Source organism: Paenibacillus solisilvae (assembly GCF_042656405.1).
Classification (GTDB): Bacteria; Bacillota; Bacilli; order Paenibacillales; family Paenibacillaceae; genus Paenibacillus_Z; species Paenibacillus_Z solisilvae.
In genome coordinates, this window is record NZ_JBHSOW010000016.1 from 1 (window position 1) to 16,282 (window position 16,282).

The 16,282-nt window shown below is 48.8% G+C and carries 11 protein-coding genes; 10 read left to right on the top strand and 1 reads right to left on the bottom strand.

The window, feature by feature from the left end:
- Nucleotides 1–63 precede the first annotated feature (63 nt).
- The 9 genes from ACFPYJ_RS04355 to gyrA all read left to right on the top strand — a co-directional run bounded on the left by ACFPYJ_RS04355 (nt 64) and on the right by gyrA (nt 15,488).
- Nucleotides 64–2,070: a dynamin family protein gene (locus ACFPYJ_RS04355; RefSeq protein WP_379186828.1), complete on the top strand. Its 2,007-nt coding sequence runs from the start codon at nt 64–66 to the stop codon at nt 2,068–2,070.
- Nucleotides 2,071–2,399: 329 nt separating this feature from the next.
- Nucleotides 2,400–4,175: an ABC transporter ATP-binding protein gene (locus ACFPYJ_RS04360; RefSeq protein WP_379186829.1), complete on the top strand. Its 1,776-nt coding sequence runs from the start codon at nt 2,400–2,402 to the stop codon at nt 4,173–4,175.
- Nucleotides 4,172–6,001: an ABC transporter ATP-binding protein gene (locus tag ACFPYJ_RS04365; protein WP_379186830.1), complete on the top strand. Its 1,830-nt coding sequence runs from the start codon at nt 4,172–4,174 to the stop codon at nt 5,999–6,001. The genes ACFPYJ_RS04360 and ACFPYJ_RS04365 overlap by 4 nt, the downstream gene beginning before the upstream one ends.
- 114 nt (nt 6,002–6,115) lie before the next feature.
- Nucleotides 6,116–7,294, top strand: coding sequence for a formate-dependent phosphoribosylglycinamide formyltransferase (purT, locus tag ACFPYJ_RS04370; protein ID WP_379186831.1), 1,179 nt, complete (start codon nt 6,116–6,118; stop codon nt 7,292–7,294).
- A 243-nt stretch (nt 7,295–7,537) separates the two neighbouring features.
- On the top strand, nt 7,538–8,365 hold the full coding sequence (locus tag ACFPYJ_RS04375) for a GDSL-type esterase/lipase family protein (protein ID WP_379186832.1): 828 nt from the start codon (nt 7,538–7,540) through the stop codon (nt 8,363–8,365).
- A 15-nt stretch (nt 8,366–8,380) separates the two neighbouring features.
- The gene (locus tag ACFPYJ_RS04380) at nt 8,381–9,340 is read left to right on the top strand and encodes an ABC transporter ATP-binding protein (RefSeq protein ID WP_379186833.1); all 960 of its coding nucleotides are present in this window, start codon (nt 8,381–8,383) and stop codon (nt 9,338–9,340) included.
- Entirely contained in the window at nt 9,333–10,319 is a 987-nt protein-coding gene (locus ACFPYJ_RS04385) for an ABC transporter permease (protein ID WP_379186834.1), read from the top strand. The genes ACFPYJ_RS04380 and ACFPYJ_RS04385 overlap by 8 nt, the downstream gene beginning before the upstream one ends.
- A 546-nt stretch (nt 10,320–10,865) precedes the next feature.
- Nucleotides 10,866–12,842, top strand: coding sequence for a DNA topoisomerase IV subunit B (parE, locus tag ACFPYJ_RS04390; RefSeq protein ID WP_379186835.1), 1,977 nt, complete (start codon nt 10,866–10,868; stop codon nt 12,840–12,842).
- Nucleotides 12,843–13,046: 204 nt separating this feature from the next.
- Nucleotides 13,047–15,488: a DNA gyrase subunit A gene (gene gyrA / locus ACFPYJ_RS04395; RefSeq protein WP_379186836.1), complete on the top strand. Its 2,442-nt coding sequence runs from the start codon at nt 13,047–13,049 to the stop codon at nt 15,486–15,488.
- Between the two features lie 21 nt (nt 15,489–15,509).
- On the opposite strand, the gene ACFPYJ_RS04400 is transcribed toward gyrA, so the two are convergent.
- Nucleotides 15,510–15,677 carry a hypothetical protein gene (locus tag ACFPYJ_RS04400; RefSeq protein ID WP_379186837.1) on the bottom strand — a complete coding sequence of 56 codons (168 nt, stop codon included), beginning with the start codon at nt 15,675–15,677 and terminating at the stop codon, nt 15,510–15,512.
- Between the two features lie 196 nt (nt 15,678–15,873).
- Between ACFPYJ_RS04400 and ACFPYJ_RS04405 the strand changes: the two genes are divergently transcribed.
- A complete protein-coding gene (locus tag ACFPYJ_RS04405; RefSeq protein WP_379187005.1) occupies nt 15,874–16,281 on the top strand; it encodes a MarR family winged helix-turn-helix transcriptional regulator in 408 nt (135 codons plus the stop codon).
- The last annotated feature ends 1 nt before the right edge of the window (nt 16,282 follow it).

The window sequence follows — 16,282 nt, forward strand, 5'->3', positions numbered from 1 at the left end:
GCGACCGGAACCTTTCCCGCTTAGGCGGGGGAGGTTCTTCCTGCATACAAGGGGGGATTGTGAATGAATGAACGGAGCAGCTGGATGAAGCGTGCCGGGCTGTTGACGACCGCCGCCGCGCTGGCGCGCAGCGCAGCGCCAGCGGCACCCGCAGCTGCCGCTGGGGCCGCCGCTATTGCCGGCGGCGATGCGCTCGCGCCACAGCGGCGCGCCGCCGAGCGCTTGCGCCGCGCCGCCGACCTGCTGGCGCCGCATGAAGCGCTGGCTTCGGCCATCCAGGCCATGCGCGAGAAAGCGGAGCGGCTGCAGCGCAGCCGTTTCACCATCGCGCTCTTCGGCGCCTTCAGCGCGGGGAAATCCTCGCTGGCTAATGCGCTCCTTGGCGATTCGGCACTGCCGGTATCGCCGAACCCGACGACAGCCGCGGTGAACCGGATTGTACCTCCTACGACTGAACACCCTCATGGGACTGCTGCTGTTTTGATGAAATCAAGAGCCGTGCTTCTTGATGACCTGCGTTACTCGCTTGCGCTGCTCGGGGAAGAGGCAGAATCATTGCCTGAGCCCGCGCTTCTTCAAGCGATTCATAAATTAACACCGGATGGCGTGCATGCAGGAGGGAGGCCGCACTACAGCTTCCTCAAAGCGGCCGCCAAGGGCTGGCAGGAGCATGAAGCACTGCTTGGGCAGCAGTTGGCGGTCGATGGTGAAACCTATCGCCGTTACGTTGCTGAGGAGTGGCGCTCCTGTTTTGTCAATGAGATCGAGCTTCATCACGATAATCCGCTCACTGCACAGGGCATCGTGCTTGTCGATACGCCAGGTGCGGATTCGGTGAATGCCCGCCATACAGGGGTTGCCTTTAACTATATTAAAAATGCGGATGCAATCTTGTTTGTGACCTATTATAACCATGCCTTTTCACAGGCCGATAGACAGTTCCTGCTTCAGCTTGGTAGAGTGAAGGACCAGTTTGAGCTGGATAAAATGTTCTTTATCGTGAATGCCGCAGACTTGGCCTCAGATGAGGAGGAGCGAGACGGTGTACTCGCCCATGTGGAACGTAATTTGCAGCAGCATGGCATTCGATTCCCCAGGATGTTCCCTGTATCCAGTCTTCAGGCATTAACAGGCAAACAAAATCATGATGAGTTGTTAATCGCATCTTCTGGTGTCGGTGCTTTTGAAGCTGCATTCTTGAATTTCACGCAAAATGATCTTGGCGCGCTTGCGATCGCTTCTGCTGAACAAGAGCTGGAGCGAGCCAGAAACACAATCACAGACTGGGTAGAGACCGCATCAGGCGATGCTGCGACCAGAGAAGCGGCAAGCCGGCAGCTCATTGCCCAAGGAGAAGCGGCGCAGCAATTAGCCGCACAGCTTGCACAGCCTCAGCCAAACCCGCAGTTGGAGCAGGAGCTGAAGGAGCTGCTGTATTACGTGATTCAGCGTCTGCAGCTGCGGTTTGGCGATCATTACAACTTTGCTTTTAATCCCTCTGTCCTGCAGGATGATGGACGTGACCTGCGCAAAGCGCTATGGACTGCTTGGCTTGAGCTGCAGCGTCTGCTTCAGATTGAGCTGGCGCAGGAGCTGCAAGCAACCTCGCTTCGTCTGGATAATATCTTGATCAAACTGGCAGGGAAGAAGTTTAAAGAGACCTCAGAGGAGATTGCACAGTCACTGCCGGGCTTCTCTCACTCTGAATATATTCCTCTTGAGCTGTCCACCCCGGAGGAGCAGCCGGCCTTTCAAGCAGCCGGTGTCGAAGCTAAACTGCTGTGGAGCCGGTTCAAGTCGCCTCGTCATTTCTTTGAAGGCGAGGGAAAAGCTGCACTTCGAGTCGTATTGGAGGCTGAGCTCGCAGAGCCTCTGCAGAGCTGGATTGATCAGGCGGAGTCGGTGTGGACTGAACGTTATCTGGAGCTGTGGCATCTGGCGATGTCATCCTGCGCGGAGGCCATCAAGCGGGATGTGGCGGCCTTTATTCAAGGGAAGCAAGCATCACTCAGCGGGCAGGCTAACCTTGTGGAGCTGCGGCAGCTGCAGGAAGCATTATCCGCAGTTTAATCCATTCCTTTCCATTCCATTCAAAGCTAGTCTATGGAGCTTTTGCGAACGATCTTAATCGATCGGCCGTAAAAGCTCCTTTTCTTTGTGATAATTAAATCATGCAAAAACCAAAAAAAATGTGCAAAAATGGAGCAATGTGCGCATGTTGGCAATGATTCTTGAAGATATCGAAGAATACCCCCTTCCAATTTGCCAGAATGCGAAAGTAAGCGAAAATGGCCTTCCAAACGCGATTTTGCTCTGTTTGCCGTTCCGGATTGATGCTGTTAATATTCATTCATATTCATAATAATGTCACAGAATAGAAACAAGGAGTGGGGAACCCATTGGACGTCTTCAGGCAACTTAAACCGCATTACTGGGTCGAACGCAGAAGTTTATATGCTTCGATCATCTGTTTAATCTGCGCAACAGCACTCGGGCTGGTTTATCCGAATTTGCTTCGCATTTTAATCGACAAAGTTATTGTACCAAGAAATTTTGAGTGGGTGCCTGCGCTCTCATTAACCGTAGTTGGTGTCGTTTCAGTAAAAGGCTGCCTGCAGTTCCTTCACGGCTTCTATGGTGGACGGCTAGGCAACCGCGTCGCTTTCCGGCTGCGGAATGCGTGTTATACCAAGCTTCAGAGCTTGTCCTTTCAGTATTATGATACAGCCAAGACAGGGGACATCATGTCCCGGCTGACAGCGGACCTTGAAGGTGTGAGGAACTTTATCGGGTTCGGTTTTGCACAGATTTTGAATATGTTTTTGATGATCGTATTCGGAGCTGCAATGATGTTCTCGATTCACTGGCAGCTGACACTGATTACGCTTATTACCATGCCTTTCCTGACTTTCACGGCTATCCGGTTCGAGAAACTGATTCATCCGGCATTCCGTGAGATGCGTCAAGCGATGAGTAACCTGACGACAGCTGTTCAAGAGAATATTACGGGTGTCCGGACGGTCAAATCCTTTGCGAGGGAATCCTTCGAGATTGATAAATTTTCTTCTCGCAGTGATGCTTACAAGTCCAATCAGATCGGTGCAGCGGTTTTATGGGCAAGGTACTTCCCTGTAATGGAGCTGCTCGCCAGCATGTGTGCGGTTATCCTGCTTGTCGTAGGCGGCAGACTTGTTATCAATCAATCCTTGACATTAGGTCAGCTGGTCGCCTTCTTCAGTATGGTTTGGTATATTATCGGGCCGATGTGGAGCATTGGTTTTCAAATCAATAACTACACACAAGCCAAAGCCGCCGGTGAGCGTCTGCTCGAGCTGCTGAATCAATATGTGCATGTAAAAGAACCTGAAGCTCCGGTGATTGTTGATGAGGATGAAGTAAAGGGTCATATTCAGTTTAATGATGTGACATTTAACTACGCAGACAAATCCCCTGCGCTGACAGCTTTGAATATTGATGCGCCCCCAGGGACGGTAATTGGTCTATTGGGTGGCACAGGTTCTGGTAAATCGACCGTAATCCAGCTGCTTATGCGGGCTTATAACATCAAGCAGGGTACAATCAGCATTGATGGCATTGATATCCGCAATCTTCCGCTGGAAACATTGCGTTCTCAGATTGCAACCGTATTCCAGGAAACCTTCCTCTTCTCCTGCTCCATCCGGGATAACATCGCCTACGGCATGCAGGAAGTTTCGATGGATCAGATTGAGAATGCGGCTAAATTAGCCAAGGCGCATGATTTCATCATGGAGCTTCCAGAAGGCTACGATACCATTGTCGGAGAACGCGGCATGGGGCTCTCAGGCGGCCAGAAGCAGCGGATCGCGATTGCCCGCGCACTGATTAAGAATCCGCGGGTTCTGATTCTCGATGACGCAACAAGCGCCGTCGATATGGAAACCGAGCATGAAATCCAAGCCGGCTTCAAAGAAGTCATGGCAGGCCGTACGACCTTCATTATTGCACATCGTATTTCCTCGCTTCGCCATGCGGACGAGATCATTGTTTTTGATAAAGGCCATGTCGTCCAGCGCGGCAAACATCAGGAGTTAATCCGTGTTCCTGGGCCTTACCTGGATACGTATAACATTCAATATGCCGACCGACCGGTTCAAGCTGGAGAAGCGGCAGAAGAGAGAAGGGTCGCACAGTGAGTAATCAGCAAACAACTCGCGATAATCGCGAGCGGTTTACTTATAAAGATGACGATGCCATCGAAAAACCATTTAACTGGGCGCAGCTAAGCAGACTTTTTTCCTACATGAAGCCTTATAAGAAACAGCTGCTGCCTGTTCTAATCGTAATGATGGTTCTAGGTACCGTTACCCGTTTGGCCATACCTGCAATCATCATCCTTGCGATTGACGAAGCCATTCAGCCAAAGGATGGAGGAGCTCCAAGCTTATCGAAGCTCTATATGTACGCAGGTCTCATGCTTGCACTTTATATTATTCAATGGGCAGCTAACACGTTCCGGATTCGGTTTACGAATATCATCGGACAACGCGTTATTTATGACCTTCGTCAGGATTTATTCCGTCACATCCAGAGGCTGTCATTCCGTTTCTTCGATAAACGTCCTGCAGGGTCTGTGCTTGTTCGTGTAACGAATGACGTGAATGCGCTTCAGGATTTATTCACCAACGGTGTCGTTAACCTGCTCATGGACTGTGTCCAGCTGGTGGGCATCGTGATCATTCTGCTCGTCTGGAACTTCAAGCTTGGAGCTGCCGTTATGATCACGGTTCCGCTGATGTTCATCGTCTCTACTGCTCTGCGCAGACGGATTCGGTTCGCTTGGCAGGATGTTCGGATGAAGCAGTCTCGCATTAACGCTCATTTGAACGAGAGCATTCAAGGGATGCGTGTTACGCAGGCCTATACCCAGGAGAAAGCGAACCTTGCATTCTTCAATCACATCAATAGTGTCAACATCAAAGCATGGAACAAAGCGTCAGCGCTTAACCAGGCGTTCGGCCCGATCATTGAGGTAACGTCAGCAATCGGTACGTTAATCCTATTCTGGTATGGCTCCCATCTTATTCAGTCGGAGGCCATAACTGTCGGTGTTCTTGTCGGTTTTGCGAACTATGTCGGGAACTTCTGGGATCCGATTAACCGTCTTGGACAAATGTATGCGCAGCTGCTGATTGCAATGGCTTCTTCTGAACGGATATTCGAATTTATCGACGAGCAGCCTACGGTTGCAGAGCTTCCTGAAGCCCGTCAATTACCTGCCATTCGCGGCGATGTTAAATTTGATCGGCTCTTGTTCGAATACGAGAAGGGGCGTCCCGCACTTAAAGGCATCACTCTTGATGTGAAGGCGGGCCAAACCATAGCTCTTGTTGGCCACACCGGTTCAGGGAAGAGTACGATTATGAACCTGCTGTGCCGGTTCTATGATCCTAACGAAGGCGCGGTGCTTATTGATGGGATCGACATACGCAATGTCAGCATCGAAAGTCTTCGCTCCCAGGTTGGTATCGTGCTGCAGGATACATTTATCTTCTCCGGAACTATTCGTGAGAATATCCGGTTTGGCCGTCTGGATGCAACGAATGATGAAATCGTCAAGGCAGCAACCGCTGTTGACGCTCATGATTTCATTATGAGCCTTCCTGATGGTTATGACACGGAGGTTCAGGAGCGCGGAAACATTCTCTCTATGGGTCAGCGACAGCTGCTTTCATTTGCCCGCGCTCTGCTGGCAGACCCTCGTGTACTCATCCTTGATGAGGCTACAGCGAGCATTGATACGGAAACCGAGCTGAAGATTCAAGAAGCACTGAAGACGCTGCTTGCGGGCCGTACCTCGTTCATCGTTGCCCATCGCTTGTCAACAATCCGCAATGCAGACCGGATCGTCGTTCTCGACCATGGCGTGATCGTCGAACAGGGTACGCATGATGAGCTTATGCGACATGGCGGTACTTATAATGGATTGATTGAAGCCCAGTATCGATTTTTATCGGCATAATTCTTGATTTTTCGATTCAGAACCTCCACAATGGAAGAAAAACGATCGCTATGACTTGTCCATTTTCGAAATGGGATCAAGTTATGGCTTCGCTTCCAGGAGGTTCTTTTTTGTATGTACGGTTCACCTTTATCCTCTCATGCGCGTAAAATTATGCTTCTAGGCTCCGGTGAGCTTGGGAAAGAAGTGATTCTTGAAGCCCAGCGTCTTGGTGTCGAAACGATTGCTTTAGACCGCTATGCGAATGCGCCGGCGATGCAGGTCGCTCACCGTTCTTATGTCATTGATATGCTGGATGCAGCCGCACTAAGGGATATTATTATGCAGGAGAAACCTGACCTTCTCGTTCCTGAGATTGAAGCGATTGCTACAGATGCGCTTATTGAACTTGAGCAGGAAGGCTTCAAGGTTATTCCAACGGCACGGGCCGCACGGCTTACAATGGATCGTGAGGGTATCCGCAGGCTTGCAGCAGAGACACTTGGCCTAGCTACAGCACCTTATCGATTTGCCGACTCTCTTGAGGAACTTCAGGAGGCGGTCGCACAGATTGGCACCCCATGTGTCATTAAGCCGATTATGAGCTCATCAGGTAAAGGCCAGAGCGTCTGCCGTACCGAGGCTGACATTGAAGGCTGCTGGCAAATCGCCATGGATGGTGGACGAGCGAAAAAACAGCGTGTTATTGTTGAGGGCTTTATACATTTTGAATCAGAGATCACACTGCTCACAGTCCGTTCAATCTCCGGCACAACCTTCTGCGCGCCGATTGGACATGTTCAGAAGGATGGGGATTATATCGAATCGTGGCAGCCGCACCAGATGTCGACTAAACAAATTGAAGAAGCGGAAGCGATTGCCGAAGCAGTAACTGGAGAGCTGGGCGGATTCGGCATTTATGGAGTCGAGCTGTTCCTGACGAAGGGCGGCGTATTGTTCAGCGAAGTTTCTCCAAGGCCGCATGATACAGGCATGGTTACGATGGTAACGCAGGATTTGTCGGAGTTTGCGCTTCATGTAAGGGCGATTCTTGGATTCCCTATTCCGAATGTGCGCTTGTTAACGCCGGGAGCCTCCCACACTCTGAAGGCTGACCGGGAGTCGGATTCCTTCCGGATTACTGGCATCTCGGATGCACTGGCACTGCCTAATACGCAGGTTCGCGTATTCGGGAAGCCTGTAACTAAACCGGGCCGACGGATGGCAGTCGCATTAAGCTCGGCAGAGAATACCGATCAAGCGCGTGAACTGGCGCGTCAGGCAGCGGAATCATTATCAATTTCATATGAGTAATTGGTAATTACTTAGCCCGAGTATAGTGACTTCTGCGAGATGCACCTGATAACAGGACTCCCGCAAGATGCTTACTCGGGCTTTTTCGCGGTTACTCCAGAAGGCAGAATTTGCAAATAAAGATTGAAACCATTATTTTAAAAGATAAGATCTTGTTAAGGCAGTCAAAAACTTACATTATTCAGCAGTGCAGCGATTGCCACCTACATGTGGAATGGCTTCTGAACTAGAAAGGAGAAGAGGATGCAGAGCAATCGGTCTAGCGTATTATGGAGAAGCATCAGTTTGGCCGCACTTATTTCGACATTGCTGCTTTTATTCGGTTTTGGCTATTCGGTGAAAGACATGCTGTGGCCCAAGAAAGATAATTTCTCGGGTGCGCAGGTTACGTCAGATCTTCCGAAGCAGACGAGTTTAGGCGCGAGTAAAGAAATACGTATGATGGCGATTGGTGACTCTATCACAAAAGGCACTGGAGATTCAACAGGCGAGGGTTATGTGATGCAGGTTATCCCTTTGCTGCAGAAGAAGTTCCCTGATGTCCCGGTCAAGCTTAATAATAATTTGGCGATTAACGGATTGCGCGCGGACCAGCTTGCACACCTGCTGAAGAATGACAAAGGCTATCGGTACGCGCTAACCCAGTCTAATTTAATCGTCTTCACCATCGGCGGCAATGATCTCTTCCAAATCGCCACCGGCGAGTCAGCCAGCGAAGCAACCGGAGAATTGAATTTGGCGAAGCTTAAGGCTGAACTCCCGAAGGGAATAAGCAGGCTGAAGACCGTCGTGGATTTGCTTCATGAGATCAATCCAAATGCCCACGTCGTCTATATGGGACTCTATAATCCTTTCTTTGATATTAAGGAGCTGCGTGACGGCAGTCTAGAGGTGCAGAATTGGAATCAACAAGCCTACTCATTGATTCATAGTTATCCAAATATGACAATGATTCCTACATTCGATTTATTCGAGCGTACCCTCACAGCCTATATCTCTTCCGATCATTTTCATCCTAACCATGACGGGTATGCACAGATCGCTTCCCGCATCGTTCAATCTTTGGAATAGGAGGGGACAAGCATAATGACGGAAACCGAGATTATTTTATCCGTAAAAAATGTCAAAAAGAAAATCAGCGGTAAAATGATCATTCACGATGTATCCTTCGACGTACAGGCAGGCGAAATTTTTGGTTTTCTAGGGCCTAATGGATCAGGTAAAACAACGACAATCCGTATGCTGGTTGATCTGATCAAACCAACGGAAGGCGAAATTAAGATTTGCGGATATAACGTACAGCGTGATCCGGAGGAGGCGCTGCGGCATATCGGATGTATCGTAGAAAATCCCGAGGTTTATTCCTATATGACAGGCTGGGAAAACCTCGAACATTTTGCCCGAATGCAGCGCGGTATCGGACAGGATCGCATTCAAGAAGTTGTTCATGTCGTTGGTCTTGAACAACGGATACATGACAAAGTTAAAACCTATTCACTAGGTATGCGGCAAAGACTTGGTATTGCACAAGCACTGCTCGGCAGACCGCGCTTGCTTATTTTGGACGAGCCTACGAATGGTTTGGATCCTAAGGGGATTAAAGAGCTGCGTGAATTCGTCCGTATGCTTGCCAATCAAGGCATGAGTTTATTTATTTCCAGCCACTTATTAAGTGAAATTCAGCTAATGTGCGATAGAGTGGCAATTATCAGCCATGGCCGTGTTCTTGCTGTCGGCACTGTAGATGAGCTGGTGAAGCAGGCAGGCTCTTACGTGCTGTGGCAGTTCGATCAGCCGGAAGCGGGCAGGAAGCTGCTTGCAAAGGAACCGGATGTTGAATTTGTCAAACATGATGCGCACCGGATCGATGAGAGTATATTGGCAGGCTTGAAGGATGCACTTATAACTACCATGCATGCGGAGAGGATTCCGGTCCTCGTGGAGAAGGCCGTTAGCGCCGGGATTGGCGTTCTCTCCGTACAGCGCATTGCACCGACGCTCGAGGAGTTATTCTTGAATATGACGGAGGGGGAGAGCATTGGATAGACTGCTGCCGCTTATACAAAATGAGACGTTGAAAATCTGGAAGAAAAAAAGATTTTATGTCGTCATCCTCGTGCTGCTTGTACTCATTCCCGTCTTTACCTACGCACAGGTGAAGATTTCTGAGACGAATAAGAAGAATTTCAAGGATTGGCGCAATCAGCTTGTTCAGCAGATCAATGACTACCAGAACGCGCTGTCCAGTGAACGGATTCCTGAAGAATGGAAACGGTACCGGAAGATCGCTGTTCAGCAGCTGCAGTATTATCTGGATCATAACGTGAATCCCAATTCTCCAGATGGTGTCACCTTCACGCGCGGCTTTATGTCGAACTCGGTCACACTCTTTTATCCGCTGCTGGTGCTTGCGATTGCGTCGGATTTAATCTCAGGCGAACGCTCAACAGGAACCATTAAGATGCTGCTGACCAGACCGGTTAGACGCTGGAAAATTTTATTTAGCAAACTGATCGCTCTGACCTTATATGTTTCACTTATTGTTGTCTCAAGCGCAATTCTCTGTTATCTTATATCGGGCGCATTCTTTGGCTATAACGGTTGGACGATGCCGATTTTTACCGGATTTGTCATTAACGGGTCCAACGTTGACAATGCATTTGTACATGCGGTACCGCAGTGGTTATACCTGCTTATGCAGGCTGGGCTCATCTGGGTTTCCTCCATGACGGTTGCAATATTGGCGTTAATGGTCTCCGTTCTCGTTCGAAGTACGGCGGCAAGCATCGTTACGATGATGGCAGCGGTCATTGCGGGAACCATACTCTCCAGCATGAGCTCATCATGGGAAAGCGCGAAATATGTGTTTGCGGTTAATCTCCAGCTAACAGATTATTTAGCCGGGTCACCGCCTCCAATACAAGGGATGACGCTTCCATTTTCGCTGTTTATTTTAGCCATTTGGTCGATTTCCGGATTGATCGTTTCGTTCAGCGTCTTTACGAAACAGGACATCATGAATTAGAATAGCTTTCAGTAGCAGAATTAAAATGCAACAACTCGGGAACGATTCGATCCGTACACCTGCCTTCGTCCGCTCTTGAAAGCATGATGCTGATTTAGAATAGTCAGGGCGTCTCGCTTTCAAAGGCGGAACGTAAACTCTCCGGCAGCTGCACTGCTCTACTCGCCACTTGCCAATGCAAGTTTAACTCTCCAGTTTCAAGCTGGGGCGGGGGCAGCGCTTGTCGTGCAAGCGGGGCGAATGAATGATTCAGGTGGTACGCTAATCGCGATGCAGGACGGATGAGTTATTGTTGTCATGCTGTCACGATTGATAAATAATTTAGCGTTTTCTGACGAATGTGAGATATGATTGCATACGTTAGCTTATACGCCGAGTCGGTTGCTTGGCAAAACTTGAAATTACCTTGAAGAGATTAAATCTCACATTATGAAGTAGTTTTTGCTTAAGATAGCCGAAAACGGTTAACTTAGGTAGAACCTCGCAAAAACAAGAATAAGCTTACGAAGTAAGTTTTACTTCGTAAAAACTTTTAGGAGGACCAGTATGACTGAGCAGGTTGATCTGTTTGCGGGCGAAACTTCTTCGGCTGCTAATCGCAACTACGAAGCCGATGATATCCAAGTGCTGGAGGGTCTTACCGCTGTCCGTAAACGACCCGGGATGTATATTGGAAGCACCAGCAGCTCGGGACTGCATCATCTCGTCTGGGAGATCGTCGACAATGCAGTAGATGAGCATTTAGCCAAATTTTGTTCGGCCATTGATGTCGTTATTCATTCTGACGGCTCCGTAATGGTGCGGGATAACGGACGGGGAATCCCGACAGGGATGCATAAAGCGGGTATTCCGACACCCCAGGTTGTGTTCACCATGCTTCATGCAGGCGGCAAGTTTGGCGGCGGAGGATACAAGAAGTCCGGCGGTCTCCATGGCGTTGGTGCTTCGGTAACGAATGCGTTGTCCGAATGGCTGGAAGTTGAGATTTTTCGAGATGGGAAGATACATAAACAGCGATTCGAGTATTGGGTCGATGATAAGGGTAAGGAACATGTAGGAGAGCCTGTTAAAGGGCTCGAAGTCATTGGTAATACGAATCGCACAGGCACGAAGGTAACGTTTAAGCCGGATGCACGCGTTTTTCACGGTAATATCTCGATCAATTACGACACGTTGGCCGAGCGGCTTCAAGAGATCGCTTTTCTTAATTCCGGACTGAAGGTTTCGGTAAAAGATGAGCGTAGCGGCAAGCAAGAGCTGTATCATTACGAAGGCGGCGCACGACAGTTTGTACAGTTTTTGAATGAAGATAAGACGGTTCTGCATGATGTGGTCCATTTTACAGGGGAAAAAGATGATATCGAGGTTGAAGTCGCATTGCAGTATAATGACGGTTATACCGAAACGATGGCTTCTTTCGTTAATGCGATCCCGACCCGCGGCGGCGGAACGCATGAAACAGGCTTTAAAACAGCCTATACGCGTGTAATGAATGACTATGCCCGCAAAAATTCGCTCCTTAAGGAAAAGGATAAAAACCTTGAAGGAAATGACCTTCGCGAAGGTATGATGGCTGTCATCAATATTAAGATGTCTGAGGTTGAGTTCGTCGGACAAACGAAGGATCAGCTCGGCAGTTCATCGGCAAGAAGTGTTGTCGATGCGATTGTGTCGGATAAAATGCAGGTCTTCTTGGAAGAGAATCCGCAGGTTGCACAAATGCTGCTTAAGAAATCCGTTCAAGCTTCAAAGGCCCGTGAGGCGGCGCGCAAAGCACGCGAAGAAATCCGCAGCGGCAAGAAGAAGAGTGAAAGCTCCAACCTTAACGGAAAATTGACACCTGCGCAGTCGAAGGATTATACGCGTAATGAGTTATTTATTGTCGAAGGTGACTCAGCAGGCGGATCAGCCAAGCAGGGGCGTGACTCGAAGCATCAAGCGATTTTGCCGCTTAAAGGTAAGCCAATGAACCCGGAGAAGGCTAAATTGTTTGATATTCTCAAAAACGATGAATATAAAGCGATTATTGCTGCGATAGGCGCCGGTATCGGCCCGGAATTCGACGCGGAATCGTGTAACTATAATAAAATTATCATTATGACGGATGCCGATACAGACGGCGCTCACATTCAAGTGCTGCTTCTCACTTTCTTTTATCGCTATATGAAGCCGCTTATTGATTTGGGCCGCGTCTTTATCGCTCAGCCTCCGCTGTATAAGATTACCCGCAAGACAGGAAAGCTTGAGACAGTCCGGTATGCCTGGACGGATGATCAGCTGCAGAATTACCTGAAGGAATTCGGCAAGCAGTTCGAACTGCAGCGTTACAAAGGACTTGGCGAGATGAATCCTGATCAGCTGTGGGAAACGACGATGAATCCGGATTCGAGATCGTTGCTGCAGGTTCAGATTGAGGATGCAGCCAAAGCCGAACGCCGCGTATCCACATTGATGGGTGACAAAGTCGACCCCCGTAAACGCTGGATTATCGAAAATGTTGATTTCACTGAATATGAAGAGTAAATGACGGGGGAAACCTCGGAGACACTAAAATTAAGACTATGCTTTCGAAGTGAGTTTTCGTCTTAAATCACCATAATCATGGTGATTAAGCAAAGCCACGACGAAAACTTAAGACTATGCTTTCGAAGTGAGTTTTCGTCTTAAATCACCATAATCATGGTGATTTAAGCAAAGCCACGACGAAAACTTTTAGGAGAGAAAAGAATGAGCATCCTGGAACAGTTTTTGCCTGCGTTTTTGGAAGAGGTCGTCGGGGACCGATTTGGACGCTATTCCAAATACATCATTCAGGATCGTGCCATCCCTGATGTTCGTGACGGCTTGAAGCCGGTGCAAAGACGTATTCTTTACGCCATGTATGACTCTGGCAACACGCCTGATAAAGGCTACCGTAAATCAGCAAAAACCGTCGGTGATGTCATGGGTAACTATCATCCGCATGGTGATGCTTCGATTTATGACGGAATGGTCCGTATGGCACAGCCTTGGAAGATGGGACATATGCTTGTGGACGGTCACGGCAACTGGGGTTCTGTTGATGATGATCCGCCGGCTGCAATGCGATATACGGAGGCACGTTTGTCCTCCATCGCCATGGAGCTGCTTCGCGATATCGAGAAACGTACGGTTCTGTTCAAAGATAACTTCGATAATACAACCAAAGAACCGGTTGTGCTGCCATCCCGTTATCCGAATTTATTAGTGAATGGCGTCAGCGGGATTTCGGCTGGTTTTGCTACTGAGATTCCCCCGCATAATTTAAGGGAAGTCATTAATGCCTGTATCGCCCTAATGGAAAAGCCTGACCTTGAGCTTGAGCAGCTCATGACGGTTATCAAAGGGCCGGATTTTCCGACTGGCGGCCTGATTATGGGAGAGGACGGGATTCGAGACGCTTACCAGACAGGTAAAGGGCGAATCTATCTTCGTTCCAAAACTATGATCGAGGATATGAAGGGCGGCCGTCAGCAGCTTGTTATTACGGAGATTCCCTATCAAGTCGTCAAATCGCGGCTGGTTACTGCGATGGAGAATATTCGTATTGAGAAGAAGGTTGAAGGGATTGCGGAGGTTCGTGATGAGAGCGGCCGGAATGGAATGCGAATCGTTGTCGAGTTTAAGAAAGATGCGGACGCGCAGGGTATTCTTGCTTATTTGCTCAAGAAAACGGATCTGCAGGTCGTGTATAACTTCAATATGGTGGCCATTGTCAATAAAGCCCCCAAGCAATTAGGTCTGAAAGAGATTCTAACCGCCTACGTTGCCCATCAGAGGGAAGTGGTTACCCATCGCACCCAATACGATCTGGATAAAGCCGAAGACCGTGCACATGTGCTGGAGGGGCTTGCAAAAGCACTTAACCTGCTCGATGAAATTATTGCGACGATTAAAGGCTCCAAGAACCGTCAAGATGCGCAAAATAATCTCGTATCGAAGTTTACTTTTACCGAGCGTCAAGCGGATGCTATCCTAACTTTACAATTGTACCGGTTAACGAATCTGGAAATTACTTCGATTGAGAAGGAATTGAAAGATATTCAGAAAAAGATCGCGGCTTATCGGGCTATTCTCGGCAGCGAGAAGAAACTGATCGCCGTGATCAAGGAAGAGCTCTCTGAGATTCGCGATAAATTCGGCATCGACCGCCGCTCTGACATTCAAGGAGAAGTGGAAGAGCTAAAGGTCAATCTGGAGGTTATCGTTCCAGCAGAGGATGTATTTGTAACGCTCAGTCAAGAGGGCTATATCAAGCGCACCTCGAAACTGTCCTTTACCCGCTCCGGCGGTGAACTGGGCAGCGCAGGCGTGAAGGAAGGCGATGTGATTCGCACCCTGCTGGATGTGAACACCATTGACCAACTGCTTCTGTTCACTCGCAAAGGTCAATATTATCCATTGCCTGTCCACCTAATTCCGGAATTTAAATGGAAAGACACTGGAACCGCAGTGGTTAATGTTGTGCCGATTCCGAAGGATGACAGCATTATCAGCATCATTACGGTTAAAGACTTCGAAGAAGCAAACCGTTCACTCGTCTTTGTAAGCAAGCGCGGCCAAGTCAAACGGACGGATCTGAAGGAATACAATTCCTCACGTTCGACGGGAATGGCAGCTGTTAAGCTTGCGGAGGGGGATGAAGTGATTCGAGTCGTGATCAGCGATGGAACCAAAGAACTGCTTCTCGTCAGCAAGGATGGCATGAGCATTCGATTCATGGAAAGTGAAGTGAATGGAATGGGCCGTGTAGCCGCCGGTGTACGCGGAATGCAGCTGAAGGAAAACGATGAGATCGTTGCTGCGGAATGGGTATCGGGCGACGAAGGGGAAGTACTCGTTATTACCGAGCTTGGCTTTGCCAAAAGGTCGCTGCTGCTTGATTACCCGATCCAAGGCCGGGGCGGCAAAGGGGTTGTTACCTTTGAATTTAAAGAGGGTAAACGAGTCCGCTCGAACGGAGAAAGACTAATCGGTGCTTTACACTGTAAGGAAGAGCGCGAATTGATGCTCGTAACCGTGTCAGGTGCACAAAGCACGGTTACAACAGAAAAAGCACCGGTAGACGATCGCAAATCGACAGGGCGAGCTATTGTCACTGTAGATAAAAAAGATCTGCTGGCAAGAATCTTTCCTAAAGCAGACAAGTAACGGATGGTAAGTTGCAATCCGTTAGTCAAACGGTTGATGCGGCGGGTCGATATTTTCGATTAACTGCAAAACAAGATCAAGCACAACCCACAGTGGAGCCGGTTCATCAAGCCGATCTAACCACTGTGGGTCTTTTGCTATCCCTGACTTTATCAGCTTGTGCATCAGTTCCAGTTTACGGTCGTCCATGATAATCACACTCCACGGGTTTTATTTTCCGAGCCGGTCTAACAGCTTATAGGCTTATGTTATGTCTAACCCTGTCAATTGGTTCTCTTTCCTAGCGACTAGTAGGACAAAATATTAACTGCATTAATCTTTTATTCGACATTTTGGAATGATATAATAGAGATAAGAGAAAACCGGACGAAAGAGGGTGAGCGTTATCGTATCCGCGGAGTTTACCCAATTGTGGATGAAGATGACGAAGGACTGGAAGACGCATTTGGAGGAAGAGCTGGCGCCTGGATTAACAGAAGGACAGCTGGGTGTCCTTGAACTGCTTTTACAGCTTCAACCGATGAAACCTTCAGATCTGCTCGTATTTCTTGCTACAACGCCTGCTGCAATTACGACTTTATTGGATCGTATGGAACGAGGTGGTTTAGTTGTGCGAAATCGCGATAAGAACGACCGGCGAATTGTATGGGTGACGGTAACGGAGAAGGGGGAAGCTGAAGCCAAGCGCGGCATCGCCATTCGAGAAGCCTTAATCGACGGTGCGCTTGATCGGATCTCTACTCATAATCAACAGCTGCTCGTTTATCTGCTGGGAAAAGTAGCTAATGCATAGA

What these genes read in the sequence shown, in the direction of transcription:
- ACFPYJ_RS04375 (WP_379186832.1), top strand. Translation starts at nt 7,538, where the DNA reads ATGCAGAGCAATCGGTCTAGCGTATTATGGAGAAGCATCAGTTTGGCC.
- gyrA (WP_379186836.1), top strand. Translation starts at nt 13,047, where the DNA reads ATGAGCATCCTGGAACAGTTTTTGCCTGCGTTTTTGGAAGAGGTCGTC.
- ACFPYJ_RS04400 (WP_379186837.1), bottom strand. Translation starts at nt 15,677, where the DNA reads ATGGACGACCGTAAACTGGAACTGATGCACAAGCTGATAAAGTCAGGG.
- parE (WP_379186835.1), top strand. Translation starts at nt 10,866, where the DNA reads ATGACTGAGCAGGTTGATCTGTTTGCGGGCGAAACTTCTTCGGCTGCT.
- ACFPYJ_RS04355 (WP_379186828.1), top strand. Translation starts at nt 64, where the DNA reads ATGAATGAACGGAGCAGCTGGATGAAGCGTGCCGGGCTGTTGACGACC.
- purT (WP_379186831.1), top strand. Translation starts at nt 6,116, where the DNA reads ATGTACGGTTCACCTTTATCCTCTCATGCGCGTAAAATTATGCTTCTA.
- ACFPYJ_RS04380 (WP_379186833.1), top strand. Translation starts at nt 8,381, where the DNA reads ATGACGGAAACCGAGATTATTTTATCCGTAAAAAATGTCAAAAAGAAA.